Source organism: Prosthecobacter sp., assembly GCF_044222565.1.
Lineage (GTDB): Bacteria > Verrucomicrobiota > Verrucomicrobiia > Verrucomicrobiales > Verrucomicrobiaceae > Prosthecobacter.
The window spans coordinates 70920-93786 of record NZ_JBGANA010000026.1 but is presented as its reverse complement, the minus strand read 5'-3'; the positions used below and the strand labels follow the sequence as shown (position 1 = coordinate 93786).

Genomic DNA, 22867 nt, shown 5'->3' with positions numbered 1-22867 from the left:
CCAACATCCCGCCTGCTTTGAAGTTTTTTAAATCTTGTCCATGAACTCAATCTTTCATTTTGCCTACGAGCACTGGCTCATCACGCTTTCTGTTTTCAGCATCCTGGTGCTGTACTTCGTCTCATGCGTTTACATCCCGGAGAGCAAAGTCGGCATTGTCGTCAAACGCTTCGCCTTTAAGAACCTGCCGCCTGGAGAGATCATCGCCCTGAATGGTGAGGCGGGATACCAGGCGGATACGCTGGCTCCGGGGCTGCACTTTGGATTTTGGATCGTGCAGTATCACATCGAAAAAGTGCCGATGATCCGCGTGCCGCAGGGGGAGCTGGCGCTGGTGGTGGCAAAGACTGGCGCGGCGATTCCGCCGGGACGAATTCTGGCGCGAACGGTGGCGTGTGATCACTTCCAGGATGCGCGAGCCTTCTTAAAGAACGGCGGCGAGAAGGGGCGGCAGCTGGGCACGATCACAGCGGGTTCGTATCGCATCAATCCGGCGCTTTTTACGATCATCACGTCAGAGAATGCCGCGATGAACGGGCTTGATCCGCGACTGCTGCGCATCCGCCATGTGGACCCTGATCTGGTGGGCATTGTGACCACGCTGGACGGCATGCCAATTGAACAAACGGAGATCGCAGGTGCGATCGTGGCGGGACATGACAACTTCCAGAATGCGCAGGCGTTTTTGGACGCAGGCGGACATCGCGGTCTGCAGGAGCAGGTGCTGCTGAGCGGGCAGTGGAACATCAACCCGTGGTTTGCGCAGATCGAGCAGGTGCCGATGTTTGAGATACCGATCGGGCACGTGGGGGTGGTGATTTCCTATGTCGGGAAGGCGCACCTGGACATCAGCGGGCCTGACTTCAAGCATGGGGACCTGGTGGACGTGGGCCACAAGGGTGTGTGGGGCAAGCCGTTGCTGCCCGGGAAGCACCCGATCAACACAAGGATCATGCGTGTGGAGCTGGTGCCGACGACGAACATCGTGCTGAACTGGGCGACCCGCACGGAGTCGCATCATTTTGATGCAAAGCTGAGCAGCATCACGGTTCGATCGCGGGATGGATTTGCGTTTAATCTGGATGTGTCACAGATCATCCACATTGGGGCGAATGAAGCGCCGAAGGTGATCAGCCGTGCGGGATCGCTGCAAAATTTGATTGATCACGTGCTGCAGCCGATCGTGGGGAATTATTTCCGCAACTCAGCGCAGGACTATACGGTGCTGGATTTCCTGAGCGCGCGCAGCCAGCGCCAAGGCGAGGCGGCGAGCCACATCGAAGCGGCGCTACGCGAGTATGACGTGGAGGGGATCGACACGCTGATCGGTGACATCACGCCGCCGGAGTCTCTGATGAAAACGCAGACGGACCGCAAGCTGGCGGAGGAAAGCCGCAAGACGTATGAGATGCAGGAGGCTGCGGAGAAGCAGAGGCAGCAGCTGGTGAGGCAGACTTCGCTGGCAGACATTCAAAACCAGGTGGTGAGCGCCGAGCAGGGCGTGAACATCGCGGAACTGCATGCCACGGCAGCGGTGAAAAAGAGCGAAGGCGAGGCCGCCTCCACACGACTGCGCGCGAGCGGCGAGGCTGAGGCGATCCGCGCGACGGGCCAGGCCAAGGCGGACGCGTACCTGGCAGGTGTAAATGCACTGGGTGCTGACATGTATGGGATGCTGCAGGCCTTCCAGATCATCGCGGACAAAAATCTGCGGGTGGTGCCGGATGTGCTGGTGAACAGCGGGGCAAACAGCGGCGGGATCATGGATGCGCTGATGGCGATGCTGACGAAGCAACGGGCGGACAAAGCCGTGCCGCACCTGAACTGAGGTGTGAATGAAACTCGCGGGCTGCGGATTCATCTTCCGCAGCCCGTTTTCATGTTCGCATTCGCAGCCAAATGAGCTATGGGACCGCATGAAAGCTTATCTGTGCCTCACGCTTTTCACCTGCTGCAGCCTCCTTTTTCTCTCCAGCTGCAGCGACACGATGAACGCGATACCGGGGCCGCCGTTTGCGTATGAGGATTTTGGCACCGAGCCAATCGCCTCGCGGCTGCTGGGTCCCAAAGGCAAGGATACGCAGGTGATCGCCCGCTTTGGCACGACGAAAAAGACGCCGCCTGCGGAGGGGCCGGACATCCGCTATGTAAACATGGAGCAGTCGATGTTTTTCCTGCGGCGTGTGGTGAGAGATCTGCCCAAAACGCCCGAGAATGCCGCACTGCGCCAGCGCCTTTCGAAGACCTACAGCCGGTTGTACTGGAGCTATTCCTCGAGGCGCAACTCCTTCATGGCCTCCCCTTCCGCCAGCTACGGCCGGGGTGGGATGAACCGCGCCTTCATGATGCCGCCGATGCCCCCCGCAATCTGAATGCACTGCATTTGACAAGACGCGTCCGCCTGCCACACTCCGGCAGCTGAAAAGCAACGCGGGTGTAGCTCAATGGTAGAGCAGGTGCTTCCCAAGCATCATACGTCAGTTCGATTCTGATCACCCGCTCCACACTTCGCCGAAACTCAAGGAGTGTAGCTGACGCGATAAAAGGCGCGCTGGCCATTGATGCGGGCGGGGAGGGTATCGGTGTAGGTGGCGTTGGTGTTGGTATTGGTGAAGGTTTGCGGTGCGGTGATGTTCTGCCAGGTGACGAGGTCGGTGCTGTATTGAATCTGGCAGGGCTTGTTGGGTGTGGCGTTCCAGCGAAGGACGACCTGCCCCGGTCCCGCAGAAACCATTTCGATGGGTGGGAAGACGGTGGGGCGGAGGGTGAAGCTGTTGCTCACATCGAGATTGTGACGCGTGGTGTTTTCATCCTGCGGGCGGTAGGCGCGCACGTAGTCGGCCACGACCTGGGAAGGTGTGACGCGTACGCGGATGTGTCCTGAGTCTGCGAGCAGGAGGCTGCTGAGGCCCTGGGTGTATTTGCCGTCCCCGGCGCTGCCGAGCGTGGTGTAGTTGGAGGTTCCGGGCTGTGGGCATTCGAGGTACACAACGCCATCAAGTGTCTGGTAGCCATAGAGGTGATCGTGCCCGTGGAAGACGACGCTGACTTTGTTTTGCTTCAGCAGATTGTGGATGGGCATGTCCCAACCGGGGCGTCGCGTGGCAAAGCCATTGGTGGTGCCGTCGGCATTGAGGCCGCCCCATTCGTAGAAGCCTGCCACCTCCACGCCGCCGCGTGCAGCCACGTTGGGCGTGACGCCATCGGCCAGCGTGGTGGATCCGCCAACGATGTGGTGCATGAAGACAAACTTGTAGCGGGCGCTGCTGTTTTTCAGTGTGTCGCGCAGCCAGTTGTACTGCGTCTGGCCGAGCGTCCAGTTCCAGGCGTCATTGCCCTGGTTAGGGTTGATGGTGGTGTTCCAGAAGGGATCGAGAACGATGAAGAGTGCGTCTCCCCACTCCCAGGCATAGTAGTCTTCGAGCAGGCCCAGAGAGCCGCCGGTGTAAGTCAGCGGCGTGGGATTGCCGGAGTAGAAGGTGCTGGGCACCGGGGTGGGGTAGTAGGCTTTGCGCGCGAGCAGATCCCACGCGGGAATGTTGTTGAGCTTGTCGGGGGCGGAATTGAAAAGGTAGCCATACTCCGCCTCATGATTGCCGAGGGTGAAGAAAAACGGAACGCTGTGGCAGACGAGTTCAAACTGATTGCGCAGGAGGATGGCGCGGTTGTTGAGCAGGGACTGATTGAGCTGGCCGGTGGAGAGTTCGCCGCCCCAGATGGCCGGGATGCCGTTGGCGAGAGGCTCCTCCATTTTGTCGGTCATGAAAATGTCGCCGAGGTCGATGTGGAAGTCGGGTGCATCGGTGGCGATGTTTGCCATGGCGCGGTTGAGCAGGCCCAGGTCTGTGTTCACGTCCAGATGCGGATCCGCCGTGAGGGTGAAGGTGAAGGAGGTGCCGCGACCGCGTGCGGTGTGGAAGCTGCGCTCGCCACGCGCATTGTATAAACTGGCTCCGGTGCCGCGGTACCTGAAGCGGTAGTAGCACTCGGTGTCAGCCTGCAGACCGCTGAGGCGTGGTGGCCTGCGTGTAGCTGCCGGGGCTGGTGCCGTACTCCACAAAGGCGTAGAGATCCGTGGTGCCGACGATATTGAGCGTCATGCTGGTATCTGATGGCATGCCGAGGAATTCAGCGCCCTTGATCGTGGCGTCCGTGAGCGATGAAGCGACTGTGTAAGTGTAGGAACCGGACGCAGGGCCGACGGTGACACCGCTGGAGGTGTCTGTGGCACTGATGGTGAAATTCACCGTGGTGCCGCCGTTTTGCACCGGGATCTGCACGCCGTAGATTCCGTCTCCGGCAGCACCGTCCGCATGCAGGCCGTCGTCGTACATGGTAAGCAGCACATTGGCCGGAGGCGCGGTGGTGGCGACCACGATGTCATCAATGTCCACGCGCGGCTTTGCAGTGGGGGTGGTGGGCGTGTAACCGGCAAACTGCCAGCGGAACTTTGTCTGCGTGCCGATTTCTGCGCCGGCGAGGTCGTAATGGTAGAGTTGAAAGCCGTGATTGAGGCTGGTGGCACTGATGTTGATGGGGCTGGCGCTGGTGTTGACATACGCGGCGCTGTTGATGATGAAGGAGGTGCTGCTAGTGATGGAGCTAACGGTGGTATTGGGCGCAAAGGTGGTGGCGGCCATGGCATTGCTGGCGCTGGTGGCCGTGGCGCTGGCGCTCATGGTGAACTGCGTGCCTGAGTCAATGCTGAGAACGCGCGTGCCATTGGTGATGCCGCTGGCACCGCTGACAAACATGCCCACCGCAAGTGTGGAGGTGGAGCTGGTGGTAACCACCGCACTGCCGCTGGTGGTGCTGCCGGTCACATACACAGTAGGACCGAAGAGCGCGCGCCCGGCCACGAGGCCGCTGGTGCTGGCACAGGTGACGGTGGTGCTGCCGCTGGCGCTGCCGGTGGAGTTGGTCACCCCATTGGTGAGAACGAGGGTCTTGCTGTTCCAGTCTTCACTGAGGCGAGTGTTCCAGGTGGTGCCGCCATCGGAAGAGACCTGGAAGGCCCATTGGTTGTTATTGGTGGCCGTGATGGTGACGGTGGCGGCGCTGGTGGCGGCGGCGCTCATGGTGAACTGCGTGGCGGAGTCGATGCTGATGATGCTCGCACCCGCAGGAATGCCTGTGCCCTGCACGAGCATGCCGACACCCAGAGAGGCGGTGGTGGAGCCGGTGACCACTGCGCTGCCGGAGGTCAGGGTGCCGGAGACATTCACCGTGGTGGTGGGTCCGGCGAGGCTGAGCGTCTGGAGGTAAAACTCCACGTAGCCTGCGGTACCTGTGGTGTTGATGTTGTTTGTGGTGGTGAACATCGAGCCTGTGAGGCTGGTGGTGCCGCCATTGAATTCCGCGGCCGATCCGGAGGCGGTGAGCGTGAGGGCGCTACCGGTGGCGGTGGCTGCGGTGCTCAGCACGAAGGTGGTGGCGTTGGTCACGGAGGAAACGGTGGCATTGTTGGGCACTCCGGCGCCGGAGACACCCATGCCATTGATGAGGCCGGCGGAGCTGTCGCACGTGACAGAGGTGCTGCCGCTCGTGGTGGTGGCATTGGTCAGCGAAACGCCCGCAGCTGTGAGCGTAAGCCCGCTGCCGGTGCCTGATGCGGCCTGGGAAAGGGTGAAGGCAGTGGCGCTGGAGACGGAGGCGATGGTGGTGTTTCCCGTGGAGGCACCGCTGGTGCTGCCGGGAATGTTGGTACCGGTTATAAGCATGCCCGGCCACAGACCCGCCGTGCTGGTGCAGGTGGCAGCGGTGCTGCCGCTGGTGGTGGCTACGCCGGTGATGCTGAGAGGCGTGCTGCGGTTGGCATTATTCACGGCCTGGCGCACATTGCCCGCGCCGACAGTGGTCCATGAGTTGATCGCGCCAGTGCCGTTCCAGTTGTTGGATGAGGTATTGGCAAAGACCTCGCGCCAAATGGTGGTGCTGACGGGAGTGGCGGTGTTGTAGGAGAGCTTGACGCTGGACACGGGCGCCTGTCCGGCCTGCACGCGTGCGACCACGTAAACATTGTCCATGTAGGTCGGGGATGTGGGTGCGGTGGAGACGGAGGAGATGACGGGCGTGATGGGGGAAAGGCTGACGGAGATGGATGCGGACGAGGTATTTCCTGCGGCATCCGAGGTCGTGGCAGTGATCGTGTTTCCGCCCACACTCAAGGGGACTGCGGCAGACCAGTGTGCGTAGGCGTCCGCCGTGGTGGCGGCTACTCCATTGATGGTGATCGAGGCGATGCCGGAGAGGGCGTCTGAAGACGTGCCCTGGACGTTCAAGGTCGTCTGACTGCTGGTGGCGCCGTCCGTCGGCGTGGTGATGGCCACGACGGGATTCACCGCATCCTGCGTGGAGGTTACGGTGCTGCTGTAGCTGGAAGTCGTTATGCCATCGGTAGCGGTGGCGCGGTACCAGTACTGGGTGCCGCTGGTCAAGCCGCTGAAGGTCACGCTGGTGGTGCTGACGGTTTGTGAGGAGACGATGCTGGTGAAGTTCACGTCCGTGGCCGCCTGCACGGTGTAGCTGGTGGCATTGGTCACCGCAGGCCAGGAGATTATGCGCGAGGTGCCTGCGCTGTAGGCAGGGAGTGTGCTCAGCGCCGGACTGCCCACCACGACCGTGAGAGTGCCCGCCGGACTGGTGACGGTGTTGGTCACATTCGGCGTGACATAGGTGTTCACGTTGTTGATGACCAAGTCGTAGGAGCCTGCGTCCGCAGTCGTCACGCCGGTGATGGTCAGCATGGCGTAGCTGGAGCCTGAGACGTACACTTTTCCATCCGGAGCCACGGCGGTGGTGTAGGACGTGGAGCCGCTGATGCGCCCGCCGTCGCTGAGATTCACGCCGTTTTTACGCCACTGCACGGTGGGCGCGGTCTTGGCATACGAAGTGAAGGGCGCGTAGAGCTGCACAGTGCTTCCTTGTGCTGCGGTGTTGGTGATGAGCGCAGGCCCGATGTAGGGCGGATAGACTTCAGGATTGATGCTGATTGCGGACTGCAGTGAGGCGACAATGGTGGAATAGGACGAGGCGTTGGCACCGAGCATGATGTCGGTGGTTTCATAGGGGTCGTCCTGAATGTTGAAGAGCTGGTAGGTGGTGAAGCCCACATTCAGCGTGATGCCCGAGTAGGCCACGTTGGGGGGATCGCTCATGACAAAGTGGGTGGCATCGGTGATGGAGGCCACGGAGGCGCCGCCTTTGATGCCGACACCGTAGATTGAGGCACCGACTTGCAGCCCCACGGTGCTGGTGCAGGTGACGGCTGTGGAGCCCGCAGTGGTGGTGCTGTTGGTCAGGAGCAAAGCGCCGCTGAAGAGGACATTCGGAGATGAGGTGTAGCCGCTGCCGCCGTTGGTCAGATTGATGGCGGTGACTGCGCCCTGGGACACGGTGGCCGTAGCAGTGGCTCCGGTGCCACCACCGCCACTGAAGCTGACGGTGGGTGTGTTGGTGTAGCCGGTGCCGCCGCTGTTCAGCGTGATGTTTGTGATGACACCGCCGGAGACGGTGGCCGTGGCGCTGGCACCGCGACCGCCGCCGGTGGAACTGTAGATGAGCTTGAAGGTCCTGGTCTGGCCGCTGAGGGGATCGGTGAAATCGTTGAAGCCCACATTCGGACTGGCCACGGTGACGAGCGGCGAGATGTTGGTGGTCGTGGTGTTCTTGGATCCGTCCGGATTGGTCTGGAAACGGGTCTGCGTGCCATCCGGTGCGCTGCCGGAGATGGTCTTCAAAGCAGGCCACATGTTCAGGCCGTCAAACGGTCTGGTATTTTGTGGTGTGACTCCGGTGGCGGCGCAAAGCGTGGGGAAGAGGTCGCCCACCCAGAGGTACATGTTGCTGATGACACCGGCGGTGATGGTGATGGAGGAAGGGCTGCTCGGCGTGGCCGGCGCAGCGCTCAGCACGAAGTGGGTGGCATCGGTGACGGAGGCCACCGTGCTGCCGTAGGCCAGTCCGATGCCGGACAAGGCCATGCCGCTGTAGAGTCCAGTGGTGCTGTCGCAGGTGACGTTGGTGGAGCCGCTGGTGGTCACGCAGTTGGTGACAGCAAGCCCGCCCGCTAGCTGGCCCGGCCAGCGGATGCCCGCAGGGGTGCGAATACCGCCTTCATAGGGATCGGTCTTGGCACCGCGCAGCGGCAGGTCAGAGCCGCCGGTGGCGTTTTCGCCGCCGTTGTCGCTGAAGAAGACGACGAGGGTGTTGCTGGAAATGCCTGCGGTGTCCAGCGCGGCCAGCACACGGGCCATGTTTTTGTCCATGTTGTCCACGGACGCGGCGAGGGTTCGCGTGGGCACATCGGAGATGTAGTGCGTGGGATCGGAGGAGTTGGCATACTTGGCGACGACATCCGCGGGCGCTGCAATGGGACCGTGGATGGTATTGAAGGCGAGGTAGCCGAGGAAGGGCTTGGAGGTGTCGCGGTTTTGAATCTGCGAGATGATCTTGTCTGTCAGGAGATCGCCCGAGTAACCGCCGTGGCCCTGTGAGTCGGTGTGCTCGCTGGCGCCATCCACGATCACGTTGTTGAGCCACCAGTCGGGTTTATAGACATTGTCGATCAACGTTTCCGCCGAGCGGTGGGTCAGGCAGTCGATGGCCCCGGAATAGGTGCCGTAGTGCAGGCCCCAGCCACGGTTGGTGGGGGCGTAAGCGGTGCCCTCCTGGATGATGAGCGTGTTCTGGCCGTTCACCGTCGTGTAGGCGATGTTTTTGTCCGCGCCGCCGCAATGCCACTTGCCTGCCATGAAGGTCTGGTAGCCGGAGGCGGCGAAGGTTTGAGGCATGATGTGCTCGCTCAGATCCAAACCGCGGGTGTTATTGACTCCGGTGCGGATGGCGGAGCGTCCGGTGAGCAGTGTGGAGCGCGTGACGCTGCAAACGGCAGTGGGGTAGAAGCGCTCCAGCCGAATGCCTTTGGTGGCAAAGCTGTCCATGGCAGGCGTGTCCACATGCACGCGGCCCGCATAGGTGTGGTAGCCGATGTCTCCCCAGCCCTGGTCATCGGTCACGATGATGAGGACGTTGGGCGGTGTGCTGCTGCTGACGGTGAAGAGCTGCGAGGCGGTATGCGAGGCGCTGTCTGTCACCGTGGCGCTGAAGGCATAGGTGCCTGCCGCTGTGGGCGTGCCGCTGAAGGTGCCATTGGTTCCCAGCGTGACGCCAGGTGGCAGGGAGCCGCCGGTGACACTCCAGGTGTAGCCGCTGCCAGAGCCGCCCGTGGCAGCCAGAGTCTGCGTGTAAGCGGCGCTGGTGAGCGCATTCGGCAGGGCGGTTGCGGTGGTGATGGCCAGCGGCAGGGTGACGGTGTAGCTGCCTGCATTGGCGAGCGTGGTGGTGGTGCCGGTGCTGTCCCTGACCTGGATGGAGTAGCTGATTTGTGTGCCGGAGGCAAAGGCGGGAAGCTGCGCGCCATACACGCCGTCTCCCGCAGCGCCGTCTCCATGCGCGCCATCATCAAACATCGTGAGCGTGACTCCGGGCACCGTAGAGATGGTGATGTCATCCACATTGAACACGGGAGACCGGGTGGGCGTGGGCGGATTGTAGCCGCTGTACTGGAAGCGCATCTTCAGCATGTTCACCAGCTCGCTCTGGAGCAGCGTGTAGCTGTAGGATTGGTAGCCATGATTCACCGTGGTGCCTGCCAGTGCGATGGTGGAAAGGGTGAGCGCCGGGGCGGTGTTCACGACGAAATGAGTGGCATCCGTGACCGAGGAAACCGTGGCACCCGCAGCGAGATATGTGGCCACCAGGCCCTGACCCGTGGCCGTAGAGGTGGCCGCCGTGCTCAGTACAAAGGTAGTGCTGTTGGTGATGGAGCTCACATACGTGTTGGCCGGGATGCTGTTGGCTCCTGTGAGAGACATGCCCACCACCAGGCTGCTGGTGCTGGCGCAGGTGACGCTGGTGCTGCCGCTCGTGGTGCTCACGCTGGTGAGGATGACGGCAGAGATGGCATTGAAGGTCTGCGCGGAGCCGTTTGCCGTGGCATTCGCGCTGAGCACAAAGTGCGTCGTGTCAGTGATGGAAAGCACGGTGGCGTTGTTGGGCACGCCGGTGCCAGTCACCACCATGCCCACCGTGAGCCCCGTGGTGCTGGCGCAGGTGACGACGGCGCTGCCCGTGGTGGTGGAGCAAGCCGTGAGAACGAGGCTGGGGCTGCCCACGCTCATGCCTGCGGTGAGGCCGGCCGTGCTGGCGCAGGTGATGCTGGTGCTGCCGCTGGTGAGGCTGCACGCGCTGAGATTCACCGTGTTGGCGGCGTACGATTCGCTCAGGCGTGTGTTCCAGGTGGTGCCGCCATCGGGAGAGAGCTGCATGGTCCAGCCATTGCCCGCGACCATGTTTTGTGTCTGCGTGTAAAATTGCAGCGTGCCGGAGAGGCCCGACGCGGGGATGGCATTGGTGGTGGTGACGGTGTTGTCCGTGTAGAGCGCGCTGCCCCGGGTAAACTGCAGGCCAGTTCCTGCGGCGGTGAGTGTGGCGCTGCCATTGGTGGCAGCAGCATTGCCGCTGAGTGTGAACTGCGTGGCGCTGTTCACGGCGGAGATGGTGGTGTTGTTGGGAATGCCTGTGCCGGTGATGGGCATACCTGAGAGCGTGGCGGTGATGGCCAGGCCGGTGTTCGTGGAATTGGCGTTTGAGCTCATGATGAGTTGCGTGCCGTTGGTCACCGACTTGACGACGGTATTGCCTGGAATTCCTGTGCCGGTGAGCGTCATGCCCACCTGCAGCCCAGTGGTGCTGGCACAGGTGACGGTGGCGCTGCCACTGGTGGTGGCTCCGTTGGTCAGACTCACGGTCGTCGCGCCCATCAGACCCGCCGTGCTGGGGCAGGTGACGGTGGCGCTGCCGCTGGTGATGGAGCAGCCGCTGAGCGTAATGCCTCCGGCGTAAAGCGTGAGCGCGGAGCCGCTGCCCGTGGCGCTGGCGCTGAGCACGAATGTTGTCGAATTGGTCACGCTGCTGACGGTGGTGCCAGTGGGAATATTGGTGCCGGCCACGAGCATGCCCGGCCATACGCCTGTGGTGCTGGCACAGGTGACGGTGGTGCTGCCGCTGGTGGTGGTGCAGGCGGTGAGGCTGAGCGGCGTGCTGTGATTGCTGCCGCTGCCATTTTGACTGATCTGACCGCTGCCACCGGAGGCCGTGGTCCAGGCATTCAATGCGCCACTGCCCTGCCAGGGCTGGGGATACAAGACAGGCGTCATCGTCTCGCTGAAGACCTGGCTGGAGGTCTGCGCGCCCACACTATAGGAGAGCTGCACCTGGGAAATGGTGGTGCCGGAGGGCGGATAAATCTGCGTGGTCACATACGGGGTGTCGGTGTTCTCCACACTTGTGGGATTGGTGATGGGTGTGCCGATCACAGGCACGGTGCCTGTCAGGGTGGCATCAAATGAGGAGCCCACGGCGGTGTCGCTGCATGCGATGTGCAATGCTCCCGCATAGGAGATGCCGGGGCTGGCATTGCTGAACATGACGCCAAAGGTAGTGCTGGCTCCGGCGGCCAGCGTGGTGGGATTGGCAGGCGCGCCGACGAGGAAGAAATTGGATGCGTTCGCACCGTCGATGGTGACGCCGTTCAGCGTCAGCGAGGTGGTGCCGTTGTTGGTGATCGTGAAGGTCTTGGTGCTCAGTCCGCTGAAGCCCACGCTGCTCACACCATCGGTCAGCGTGCTTGAGCCCTGCGCCACGGCGATCTGCGTGGTGACGCTGGTGGTGCGCACCGCAAAGACCGGATATGTGGAGGCAAACACCTCATAGCTGATGATGCCCTGCGCTCCACGCGCCGGGCCGCTCTGCGCTGGCACGGAGTTGTTGACGCCCATTTCCACCAGCCATGCCTGCGTGGCCGTGCCGGACTTCACCGCTGTGGAGGTCCAGTAAGCCGTGGGCGGCACCAGCGCCCTGAAGGTCTGCCCGGTTCCCGCGAGGATGCCCGTGCCGCTGGTGACGGTGAAGGTGGTGCCGCTTGTGACGCTGGCCACGACTGGAGGCGTGCCGGTGGGCAGGTAGGTGCCGCCAGCATTGTTGGGATCCACCAGCACCATGCCGGGAAGCATGCCCGTGGTGTCTGCGCAGGTGATGGTGGTGCCGCCTGCCGTGGTGGCGCAGCCGGTGAGTGTTTTGGCAAACAGGGTGCGGTTCATCGCGGGCTTGATGCCCGTGGTGGTGGAGGCTGTGGCCAGCGTGTAATCCGTGAGCGTCTGCAGTTCTTTGACCGTGGGCAGACGCCAGTCGCCGTAGCCGCCGAGAGAGAGGTTCTCTGCATAGCTGATGGCCGACTGCCAGTTCATGGCGGAGGCGGGGAGCTGCGTCCACATCAGGCTGGTGTCCGCATCGGTGATGGTGCCATCGTTGTTGTTCACGTAGCTGTGGCCGTTGCCGGGCTTGCTGCCGCGCACGTAGCGCGCGTTGTAGCGCAGAGAGCCGCCTGCGCTGATGGTTTCCGTGATGGGCTTCGGCCCCAGGCCGCCGCCTGCATTGGTGCACCAGACTTTGGTGGCATCCGTGCCGTAGATGTCGCTCGTCCACCAGTAGTCGGCGCTGTTGGTGTTGGGGAATTTGGTCTGGTCGAAGGCAGGATTGTTGTTGTGATTGAGAATGCTGAAGAGTTCGGCGGGTGTGGGCAGGCGCCAGTCGGAGTAGCCGCCGGTGGTCTGCGTGGAGGCATTCGTCACAGCGCTGCCCCAGGTGGACTCTCCGGCATCGATCTTCTGCCACATGAGGCCTGTGACGTTGTCCGTGATGGTGCCGTCTCCATTGTCCGTGAGCGAGGGCTGATTGATGGTGTAGTCGGCATCCTGGCCAAAGGGCGCTCCGGACACGGTGGTGGTCGAACCGGTGTCGGGCAGCTTGATCTCGCTCCAGCCGGACATGGGGTAGGTGGTGAGGCGTGCGCCACCATTGCTCGTCGCGCTCGGGGTATAGACGGTCGTGGTCGTCGCGCCGGGCAGGCGCCAGGTGATGGTAAGCGTCTTGGGATTGGCATTGCGGTTGATCTTCCAGCACTCGTCGTAGTCGGTGCCGTTGATGGTCACCCGCAGGCGGTAGTTGTCCGCAGAAGCCACTGCACCGGGGGAGGTGTCCTCGATGAGATTTCCGGAGCCGTCCGTCGTGAGCGCCACCGGGTTTTTGTAGGCATTGGCGTTGAAGCCCGCGCCGCTGACCGGCTGAGCGGTGTAGCCGCCGGTGCCCGACTGGCGGATGGCGGAGATCTCCGGCTGGCCGTCCACCTGGCCGCCAAAGTTAACCACGGTGCCACGGAAGGAGGTCATCATGTAGGGCGTCTGCGGTGTGCCGTAGGGGTGGGTGGAGTCCACGGTATTGGTGCCCACGGCGTGGTAGTGATAGCCCCAGCCGCTGCCGTGGTCGTGGCCTCCCAGGGAGTCCAGCGTCTGGCGTGTGCTGCCATCCGGCTCCACGTAGCCGTAGATGGGGTAGCCATCGAGTGCCCAGGCGATGGGCTTGTCATCGCTGAGCGGACCGCCAAAGCGCGCCGAGAGGTGCATGGGCACGATGTGGTAGTGGTAGTCGTCCGCCATGCCGCAATGGCCGCCGTAGTAGTCAAGCTCGCCGATCTCGTAGGACACGCGGCCGGTGTTGTTGGCGGGATTGAAGATGGCCACGCCATTCGAAGCGAGGGCCACCGCGCCACGCTGGAAGTTGTTGTTGGTGGAGCCGGGCGTGAAAATCAGCGTGGGAGAGGCCGCCACAGTGGGCACCAGCGGAAGTCGCCAGTAGTTGGGCTGACCGAAGCCCAGAGAGGCTGCGGTGCCCTCAGGGTTGGTCACACCTGCAAAGTAGGCCACCGGCAGCGGAATCTGCTGCTGCCAGGAGCTGATGCCGACCATGCGGTTGGGCATGTTGTCCGGCATGTTGTCAGACTCTTCGTAAAAGGTGGTGCCGTCCCAATAAAATCGCACCTTGGGCTTGAAAGGCGCGAACGAGGCGGCCATCAGCGTTCCGTTTCCCGCAGGCGCCGTGACCAGCGGTGCGATGGAGGCCATGAGCATCGAATAAAACGACGAGGGAGCCCCCTGCGTGGAAGCCACCATGAGCGGACGACGCAGTTTTTCTGGCAGCGGTGCGGCAGCCTTTGCCTGCGGTTTCAGTGCGGCGGAAGATTGGAGGTATTCGTCCAGAATGTGCTGACGCAGTTCCTCGGTGTACACCGTTTCTCCATGCCGACCCGGTGTGGCGCCCGGAGTGTGGGCCAGGCCAACGAGGGGCAGGGCAAAAACGAGCGGCAGAAGCTGTGTGACTGACATTTTCATACGACCGCATGCTGGAGGTGGCATGTCAGCTCTCCATGAGCACCCGGCCCCTGAATTGTCAGCAAACGGTAAAGGCAGTGGCCGTGAGCTTGGCGTGCAGGTGCTGAGGTGGCAGCCCGCCTCTCTGCGACTGCTCAGCAGCAGGGGGCTTTCACGGCAGTTTTTTAAACATCTCAGCCAGCACCTCACCCCGGGTCTTGCCGGAAGAGGGTGCATCCGATTTTTCCGCCGCAGCGACGGCGGCGGCTCGTATCCGCGGATGTTCGAACTTCTGCAGCCATGCCGTGTGGGTGGCGGTTTTCAATGGTTCATCGAGGCGGGCGTTGTAGTCGGCGAAGAAGCCTTGGGTGGCGAAATACTCGGCGGCGGGGATGCGCGGATCGCTGGCATCAAGCGGCAGGTCATTGAAGAAGCTTGGGTGGTGGTGCTGCTGCACGAGTGTGTGCAGAAGGACTGCAGCATCGAGTTTGTCCGGGGTGGTGTGATGCTGCTTTGAGAGGACGGCGGCCCAGCCTGTGGCTTCGCCGATTTGCATCCAGACGGGTTCCAGGCGGACTGCGCCCCAGGCGACGTGGGTGGCGGAGAGGCAGACGGGGACGAGGAGATTATCCACGTCCTGGGGAAGCAGGCAGCGGTAAGGGATCTGCGCAGGGCGGGACTCTTCGGTGAGGATGAGTTTGCCATCGTAGTCGTAGCCGGGATGGCGGTCGGTGGTGCAGTCATGGGAATCCATGGACCAGTCGGTGAAGGCGATGCTGTCAGGATGGATGGGAGTGCGGGCGTAGTCGGAGGAGAGGGTGTTGTCGTGCTCGGTGAAGATGTGGCGGCCGACGATGCGGCGTGCCTCGCGCACGTAGAGCTCGTAGGGGAGGTTATTGTTGTCTGGGTATTCGTCGAGGGGGAGGCCGATGCGGCGATAGCCTTCGCGCTTGGCGAGCGGGATGGATTCGTCGTTCTGGAGGAAGTACATGAGGCCGAGCGCGAAGTTTTTGTGGCGCTCGATGATCTTCTCGCGCTCGGGCCAGGTGGCAGCGGGGTAGAGGTGATTTTCACCGGGGAGGATGGCGCTGTTGAAGCTGCTTTTGCCATGCATGGCACCGCCGCCCATGCCTTTGCGATTGTAGTGGAGGTATTCTTCGCGGTTGTAGCCGGGCGGCTTTTCGGGAAGGCGAAATTTTCCGGGTTCGTTGCTGAGGCAGAAGCGATGGTTGTAGGCCTGGATGGCGCCGTCTGCGGTGAAGGGGCTGGTGGGATCGATGCTGCCCTGGGTGTGGGCGTAGAGATGGAGATTTAACGTGCCGTCCTTCACGGCCTGCGGCCCGGACTCGGGGGTGATGTTGGTGAAGATTTTGCCGGCGTGGGGTTCGCCGAATTCTTCGCGGCTTTCGCGGCCGATGCGACAGGGCACACCGGCCAGTGCGGCGAGATCGCCTTCGTAGGTGGCATCGACGTAGGTGTCCGCATCGACGCGAATGTCATGGGTGGTGCCGTATTCGCGCAGGGTGAGGGTCTTGAGCTTGGCTTTCTCGCGATCGATTTTGGCGGGGTAGTGTGAGAGGAGGGTGGTGATGTTTTTTTCGGCGGAGACGAGTTCATTGAAGAGGCGCTCGGCGACGGAAGGCTCGAAGCGGCTCATGGGATAATGGGACTGCGTGTAGCGAGCTGAGGCGTATTCTTTGGAATTTGCGCCGTAGGTTTCGCGATAGTGATCTTCGATCTTCTTTGCGTACTCATTGAAGATGGGGGCACGGGGACCGCCCCAGAGTGAATCCCACTGCATGAGGGCATTGGTGAGCATACCGCCGATGTGTTTGTTGTGCTGGACGAGGAGGACGGAGAGGCCTTCTCGGGCACTGCGGACGGCGCAGGCGATGCCAGCGGGAGTGCCGCCGATGACGATGAGATCGTAGTGTGTGCCGGCGACGTCCTGAGGAGGTGAGGAGCGGAGGGGAGTGACGTGAGCTTTTGGTTTTGGTGCTGCGGGTTGCAGGCTCTTCCACATGCGGAGGAGGGATTCGCCGCGCGGGCGGTCGAGGAGGGGAGAGTCGGCGGCTTCGGCATCGCGCACTTGCTTGATGAATTCCATGGGCTGGAGGGTGCCGGCGCGCAGGGCGGCGAGGCCCTGGCCCCAGACGGTGCGGGTGCTTTCTTTGAGTGGTGCGTCAAGACGTGCGTTGTAGTCGGCGAAGAAGCCTTGGGTGGCGAAATACTGGGCGGCGGGGATGCGGGGATCGTCTGAGGAGACATCGAGGTCATTGAAGAAGGTGACCATGACGTGCTGGGTGACGAGTTTGCGCAGGAGCAGGTCGGGGGAGAGCTGGGCGGGCGGGATGTTTTGCCGGACGGAGAGGGAGGCGGCGTGAGCGGCGGACTCGGCGATATTCATCCAGGTGGGTTCGAGACGGATGGTGCCCCAGGCGACGTGGGTGGAGGAGAGGCAGACGGGGACGAGGAGATTGTCGATGCCCTGGGGAAGGATGGCGCGATAAGGGACCTGGCCAGGGAAGGTTTCGACATCGAGCATCATCTTGCCTTCTTCCAAAGCGCCGGGGATGTGGAGTGGGGTGCAAGCGTGGGTATCGAGATACCATTCCGTGGTAGCGATGCTGTCTGAGTGCAGCGGGGCGCGCTCAAGGCCGGGAGCGAGCATGGCATCGTGCTGAGTGAAGATGTAGCGGCCGGTGATGCGGCGGGCTTCGCGGATGTAGAACTCGTAGGGGCGATGGGCGTTGTCGGGGAATTCGTCTTTGGCGAGGCCGTAGTCGCGCCAGGATTTTTGCCGTGCGGGATCGACGGAGGGGTCGTTTTGCAGGAAGTAGAGGAGGGCCATGGTGGCGGTCCAATGGGCGTCCATGACTTTGCGGCGGCCGGGCCAGTCGGCCTCGACGTAGTCGGTCTGAAGGCCGACGAGCTGGGGGCGATTCCAGCCGCGCTTCATATTTGGGATAGGGGAGACGATAGAGCCGTGCTCGAGGAGCTTGAGCTTTTCGGGGTCGTAGTCGGCGGGCTTTTCGACGGGGAGGCGGTTGGCGGGATCGGAGCTGAGGGGTGTGCGGTAGTTGAAGGCCTGGACGTTGCCGTCGGCTTCGCCAGTGCTCTCGGGTTCTTTGATGGCCTGAAGGCCGCTGAATTTGCGGAGGTTCAGTGTGGCGTGGAGTTTGGCGGCGCGCTCGATTTCGGGAGTGGGGGCGGTTTTGACGCCGGCCATGTAAATGACGCCGGCGTGAGGTTCGTGGAATTCAGCGCGGCCCTCGCGGCCGACGCGATACGGGACTTTGGCGACGGCGGCAAGATCGCCCTCGTAGCTGCAGTCGGCGAAGATTTTTGCGGTGATGTGTTTTTCACCGGTGCCGTCGAGTTCGTGGATGGTGATTGATTTTAGAAGGGTGCCGTCGCGTTGGACGGCAGTGGGATAATAGCCGCGAATGACGGTGATGTTTTTTTCCTGCGTGACGAGGCGGGTCAGAATGTCCTCAGCGACGTGGGGCTCGAACTTGCCATTGGTGTGGCCGCTTTTGCCGGGGAGGGCATCTCGATACTGAGGGGATTTTTCTCCGTAGGTCGTACGGTAGTGGTCGAAGATGGCCTGACGGGCTTCATCGTAGATGGGCGAGCGTTTGCCCTCCCATAGTGTGTCCCAGACGCCGAGGCCGCTGGAGAGGATGCCGCCGAGGTGGGCATTGTGATTCACGAGGACGACGCTGAGGCCTTCGCGAGCAGCGCGCACTGCCATGGCGATGCCGCCGGGGGTGGCTTCGTAGATGCACAGGTCGGCTTCTTCAGCGTGGAGTGATGACGCGGCCAGCAGAAGAGTGACGAGGAGAGCTTTCATGATTTCGGCACGGATGCGGGATGGCTGGGTGGGGATTCGTTGCCGGCGACGTCTAGGAAGGTGAGAGTGTAAGTGTGTGGCTCTTTGGAGTCATCGGTGATGGGGGAAGCGCGAAGGCCTTCGGGTGGTGCATCGCGGGAGGTGGCGATGCGGGCGCCGGGTTTGACGCCGAGCTCTTTCCAGAGCATGCCATCGCGATGAATGCGGAGGGTGCGCAGGCCGCCATCGAGGGCGGGTGTGATGGTGAAGGTGAGCTGGATGATGCCGGTGGCATCGCGCGTGGCGGTGAGTGTGGGAGCGGGGAGTTTGGGATGTGATGGATGGAGGCTGCCGTGTTCGGAAAATTCGCGCCAGAGTTTGACGATGTCTTGATTTGGCAGCCAGGCGAGGATGGGGTCGTGAAGGTTTGAGTCGTTGAGTTCACGGTCCTGGAGGGAGGTGGTGTCCACGAGCGTGCCGGGGATTTTTGATTGAAGCACGGCAGCGAAGAATGGGATGATGACGAGGCGGGAGTCATCGCAGCCGTGTTCTGAGAGAGGATCGATGAGGCGACCGACGGTGGCGCCCTGGGTGCGAAGCTCGCGAAACATGGTGCTCATGGGTTCCCATGAAACGAAGTGGCTGGAGGTGGGGACGGTCTCGCGTTTTCCCCAGACGAAGAGAAGCGGGAGCTTGAGTGCGGCTGGGATGAATTTGGCGCGGAAGGCGGGATCGCCGAACTGCTTGTGACAGCCGCCGCGGAAGGAGGCGGCGAGGACGCGGTCGGGATGGCGCGTGATCATCTGCGCGGACCAACTGGAGCCACCGGAGTGGCCCCAGAGAAGCCAAGGGGCGTCTTTGAGTTCGGGGCGGCGTGAGGTTTGCGCGAATTCGGACAAGGCGGAGAGGAGGGCGCGCTCGGAGCCGCTTTCGGGGTCGTTCCATTCATCGCAGCTGCCGGCTACGTGATACATGGGCGCAAGCAGTGCGCAGTGGTGCTGGCGGGCGAGGGCGCGCCAGTGGAAGTCGAGAGTGACGGGCGGGTGTTTATCGGGAGAGGCATTGGTACAGCCGTGCTGGTGGATGATGACGGCTTTGACTGGCTGTGCGGGATCTGGGAGCCAGCAGGAGAATTCGGCGTGTTGGAAGCGATCGGTGCCGGTAGGTGGGACGATGAGGTTCAGCAGCTGGCCGTCCTCGGCAGAGGCGAGTGAGGTGCAAAGAGCGAGGATGAAAAGGATGGGCTTCATGGTTTGAGCTGCTGCCAAAGTGTGAGCAGGAAGGCGCCGCGAGTTTGATCGGTGGCGGGGGAGTTTTGTGATTCGGCGACGTGAACTGCCATGGCGGTCTGTGCGGGATCAGCGGTTTGTTTGAAGGCTGATTCCCAGGCGGTGCGCACGGCGGTGGTGAGGGGGGAGTCGAGGCGGGCATCGTAGCTGTCGAAGAAGCCTTTGGTGCCGAAGTATTCGGCGGCGGCGATGCGGGGATCGTTGGAGGTGACGTCGATGTCGTTGAAGAAGCTGATCATGACGTGGCTGGAGGCGAGCTTGCGGATGAGATGCTCGGGATCGAGTGCGGCGGGGGTGGATTTGTTTTTGATGGCAAGGGCGGCGGCAAAACCGGCGGATTCGCCGGTTTGCATCCAAACGGGTTCGAGGCGGATGGAGCCCCAGCCGACGTGGGATGCGGAGAGAGGGACGGGGGCGAGGACGTTGTCGAGCTCCTGCGGGAGCAGGCTGCGGTAGGGCACCTGTGCGGAGCGTGATTCTTCACCGAGGAACAGGATGCCGTCCATGTTGCCACCGGGGGCTTTGCGCGGGAGACAGGCGACAGAATCGACGGGCCAGTCGGTGATGGCGATGCTGTCGGTGTGGATTGGAGTGCGGGAGATGCCGGGAGCGATGACGTTGTCCTGCTCTTTGAAAATGTAGCGACCGACGAGGCGGCGGGCTTCGCGGACATAGATCTCGTAGGGGACGTGGTTGTTGTCGGGGAATTCGTCGGCGGCGAGGCCGTAGCCGGCGAACTGTTTGCGGTCTGCGTCTGAGGCTGCGGGATCGTTCTGCGCCCACCAGAGGCGCATGAGCATGCCTTCAAGGTAGCGCTTTGAAATGGCTTCTCGAGTGGGCCAGTCGGCGGCGGGGTATTCGTTTTGTGGGCCGATGAGGCGGCCGCCGTTCCAGGCGACTTTTTGATTGGGGAGATTGGGAACGAAGCCACCGCCGCCAGCGGCTTTGGCGATGGCGGGATCGTAGTTGGCGGGCTTGGGAAGCAGGATGCGGTTGGCGGGATCGCGCGTGAGAATTAGGCGGTAGTTGTAGGCCATGACGGAACCATCGGCCTCGCCGCTGTTTGGGCCTTCAACGATGCCGGCGGTGGCGTGGCTGTTGTAGCGGATGTTCAGGGTGCCTTCGTCGGCGGCTTTGGGGAAGCCGCGCTGACCTGGCTCTTTGTGGCGCTCTTCGGAATAGATGACGCCTGCGTGGGGTTCATTGTATTGGGTGCGTGACTCGCGGCCGATTTGGGTTTTCACGCCAGCGGCGGCGAGGAGATCGCCTTCATACATGCCGTCGGCGAAGACGTTAGCGCTGACGGTGATTTCGCTGCCGCCATGCAGGGGCTGAATGGTGGCGGTTTTAAGGAGGCGGCCCTCGCGTGTGGTCTTTGTGACGATGTGGCCGAGGAGGACGGTGAGCGATTTTTCATGCTCGACCATCTGATTGAAGAGAAGCTCGGCGATGCGGGGCTCGATCTTGGGGCGGTCGATGTGGGCGCGGCTGGTGGCGCTGGGCATGGAGAGGATGTGCTGGGGGGAATTCTCTCCGTAGGTTTTGCGGTAGTAGTCGCTGGCACCGCGCAGGATTTCGGCATAGAGCGGCGAGCGCAGGCCGTCATAGGGTGCCTCCCAGCCGCCTGCCCCGCTGGTGCTGAAGCCGCCGAGGTGCTGGGTGTGATTGACGAGCAAGACGCTGAGGCCTTCGCGCGCGGCACGCACGGCGCAGGTAATGCCGCCGGGTGTGCCACCGATGACGACGAGGTCGTAGGATTTGCCGTTTACGTCATGAGGCATTACGGCGCTCTTGAGGAGCATGGGCGGGGGAATTTTAACGGGAGCAGCGGATGTTTTTTCCTGGGCTGGGAATCCTGTGAAAGTGCGGGTGTTGCGCTCGGCGGTGGCTTCGGCTTCGGAGAGGAGTTGCAGGCCATCGACGGCGAGATAGCCATCGGCATCTGTGTTTGAGATGGTGATGGTGGTGGCTCCTTTTTCGAAGGCGAAGACACCGAGTGCGTGAGGGATGCCGTCCTCCATACAAGGCTCGCGTTGATTTAAGGTGAGCGATTTGGAGCCGATGGTGATGTGAGCATTGCTGGCGCGATTGCTTGCGGAGGTGTAGAGGAGGCGGACTTCGTAGCGGCCTGAATCTGGGATGAGGGGGGTGAAGGTGGCTTTGGCAGGAGCCTTGCGCTCAGCGGTGTGGTAGGTGGAGCCGATGAGTGCGGGGAGTTTGTCGCTGGTGGCCCACTTGCCGGTGAAGGTGGCTTCCGTGTCATCGAGCACGAGTCCGGCGGCTTTGGTGGTGGCAGCGGGTGCGGCGGTGGATTTTTCGAGTTTGTCAGTTTCGGCGAGAGTGAAGCGGGTGCTGACGACGGAGTTTTGTTCCGGGCCGGGGCGATATTTGATGTAGGTGGTGGCGACGAGGGTGCCGTCTGGGAGAAGCTCGAGGCCGGGGTAGCCGCAGTCGCTGCCTTTGTGGCTGTGGAGGAGTTTGATTTTGTATTCGCCATCGCGACCGCTGGTGATGTCTTCGTAACGGCCGACCCAGGCGACGAAGTGATTTTTGGTGGGGCTTTTGGAACCAGCGTCGCGGAAGCAGATGACGAGTCGGCCATCGGGGGCATAGACAGCCTTGTGGCGGTCGCCATGCAGGCCGGGGGGGAGGGCTTTCACGGGCGACCAGGTTTTGCCTTCGTCGTCGCTGGTGATGAAGTGGGCTGGCTCGGTGCGGATGTTTTCGCGGATGAGGCAGAGGAGTTGTTTGCCATCGGGTGAGCGGACGACTTCGGGCTCGCAGGGCTTGAGGTCGCCGAGATCGACGAGAATGCGCCAGGGGCTCCAGGTGAGGCCGCCATCGATGGACTCGCTTTGGGTGACGACGTTGGACTTTTTGTCCTTGGTTTCGCCGGGGCGGCGGATGTTGGAGAGGCCGATGAGTTTTTTGCCGCCATCCACGTGCATGATGGTGCAGAAGGGCATGACGGTGACGAGGCCATTGCTCTGCATGGGGGACCATGTGCGGCCTTCGTCTGTGGAGATGGACTGCTGCATGGTGCCGTCGGGGCCCTGGCCGGCGAAGACGAAGAGGCGCGCGGTGCCTTGGGGATCGGTGAGGCGGTAGAGAGCAGGGCAGTTTTTGACTTGCTGCCAGTTTTCTGGAACGGGCAGGAGAGCGCTCCAAGTTTTGCCGCCGTCTTCGCTGCGCTTCAGGGGGCCGCAGCCGCCGCCGTGGCCGTGGGTCCAGACGCAGAGCATGGTCTTGCCGTCTGGCAGGAGGAGGGTGGTGGGGTGGCCTTGGTATTCTGACGCGGTGCCTTGGGCGATGATGACCTGGCGGGAGGTGTCTTCGGAGAGGTCTAGCGTGGGGGGTAGCGGAGCGGCGTGGAGAGATGAAAGGGCGAGCAGTGCGAGTGCGGCGGTGGTCGGGAGGCGCATGGTTTGAAGACGGTGTGCGGGTGGGGTTGTTGCTGGTCAAATGAGTGGACCATGGAG

7 protein-coding genes and 1 tRNA gene are annotated in these 22867 nt (G+C 62.4%); 3 read left to right on the top strand and 5 right to left on the bottom strand.

Going from position 1 to position 22867, the window contains the following annotated elements; all coding sequences use genetic code 11:
- The first annotated feature begins 40 nt into the window (after nt 1–40).
- The 3 genes from ACILSR_RS27515 (at nt 41) to ACILSR_RS27505 (ending at nt 2504) form a co-directional block, all read left to right on the top strand.
- Complete coding sequence (locus ACILSR_RS27515) at nt 41–1828, top strand: SPFH domain-containing protein (protein ID WP_395753029.1); 1788 nt, start codon at nt 41–43, stop codon at nt 1826–1828.
- 88 nt (nt 1829–1916) lie between these two features.
- Nucleotides 1917–2372, top strand: a complete 456-nt coding sequence (locus tag ACILSR_RS27510; RefSeq protein ID WP_395753028.1) for a hypothetical protein — start codon at nt 1917–1919, stop codon at nt 2370–2372.
- A gap of 58 nt (nt 2373–2430) precedes the next feature.
- A tRNA-Gly gene (locus tag ACILSR_RS27505) sits at nt 2431–2504 on the top strand.
- 14 nt (nt 2505–2518) lie between these two features.
- Here the strand turns inward: ACILSR_RS27505 and ACILSR_RS27500 are convergent.
- From ACILSR_RS27500 to ACILSR_RS27480, 5 genes are all read right to left on the bottom strand, one after another.
- Nucleotides 2519–4060 carry a metallophosphoesterase family protein gene (locus tag ACILSR_RS27500; RefSeq protein ID WP_395753027.1) on the bottom strand — a complete coding sequence of 514 codons (1542 nt, stop codon included), beginning with the start codon at nt 4058–4060 and terminating at the stop codon, nt 2519–2521.
- A complete protein-coding gene (locus ACILSR_RS27495) occupies nt 3993–14288 on the bottom strand; it encodes a sulfatase-like hydrolase/transferase (RefSeq protein ID WP_395753026.1) in 10296 nt (3431 codons plus the stop codon). Before ACILSR_RS27495 ends, ACILSR_RS27500 begins: the two co-directional genes overlap by 68 nt.
- A gap of 151 nt (nt 14289–14439) precedes the next feature.
- Nucleotides 14440–18120, bottom strand: a complete 3681-nt coding sequence (locus ACILSR_RS27490; protein ID WP_395753025.1) for an FAD-dependent oxidoreductase — start codon at nt 18118–18120, stop codon at nt 14440–14442.
- A complete protein-coding gene (locus tag ACILSR_RS27485; RefSeq protein WP_395753024.1) occupies nt 18117–19349 on the bottom strand; it encodes a hypothetical protein in 1233 nt (410 codons plus the stop codon). The genes ACILSR_RS27490 and ACILSR_RS27485 overlap by 4 nt, the downstream gene beginning before the upstream one ends.
- Nucleotides 19346–22810, bottom strand: coding sequence for an FAD-dependent oxidoreductase (locus ACILSR_RS27480; protein WP_395753023.1), 3465 nt, complete (start codon nt 22808–22810; stop codon nt 19346–19348). The genes ACILSR_RS27485 and ACILSR_RS27480 overlap by 4 nt, the downstream gene beginning before the upstream one ends.
- Nucleotides 22811–22867: the final 57 nt, after the last annotated feature.

Excerpts from the sequence above, each read along its gene's own strand:
- ACILSR_RS27495 (WP_395753026.1), bottom strand. The coding sequence starts at position 14,288 with ATGAAAATGTCAGTCACACAGCTTCTGCCGCTCGTTTTTGCCCTGCCC.
- ACILSR_RS27510 (WP_395753028.1), top strand. The coding sequence starts at position 1,917 with ATGAAAGCTTATCTGTGCCTCACGCTTTTCACCTGCTGCAGCCTCCTT.
- ACILSR_RS27480 (WP_395753023.1), bottom strand. The coding sequence starts at position 22,810 with ATGCGCCTCCCGACCACCGCCGCACTCGCACTGCTCGCCCTTTCATCT.
- ACILSR_RS27485 (WP_395753024.1), bottom strand. The coding sequence starts at position 19,349 with ATGAAGCCCATCCTTTTCATCCTCGCTCTTTGCACCTCACTCGCCTCT.
- ACILSR_RS27490 (WP_395753025.1), bottom strand. The coding sequence starts at position 18,120 with ATGAAAGCTCTCCTCGTCACTCTTCTGCTGGCCGCGTCATCACTCCAC.
- ACILSR_RS27515 (WP_395753029.1), top strand. The coding sequence starts at position 41 with ATGAACTCAATCTTTCATTTTGCCTACGAGCACTGGCTCATCACGCTT.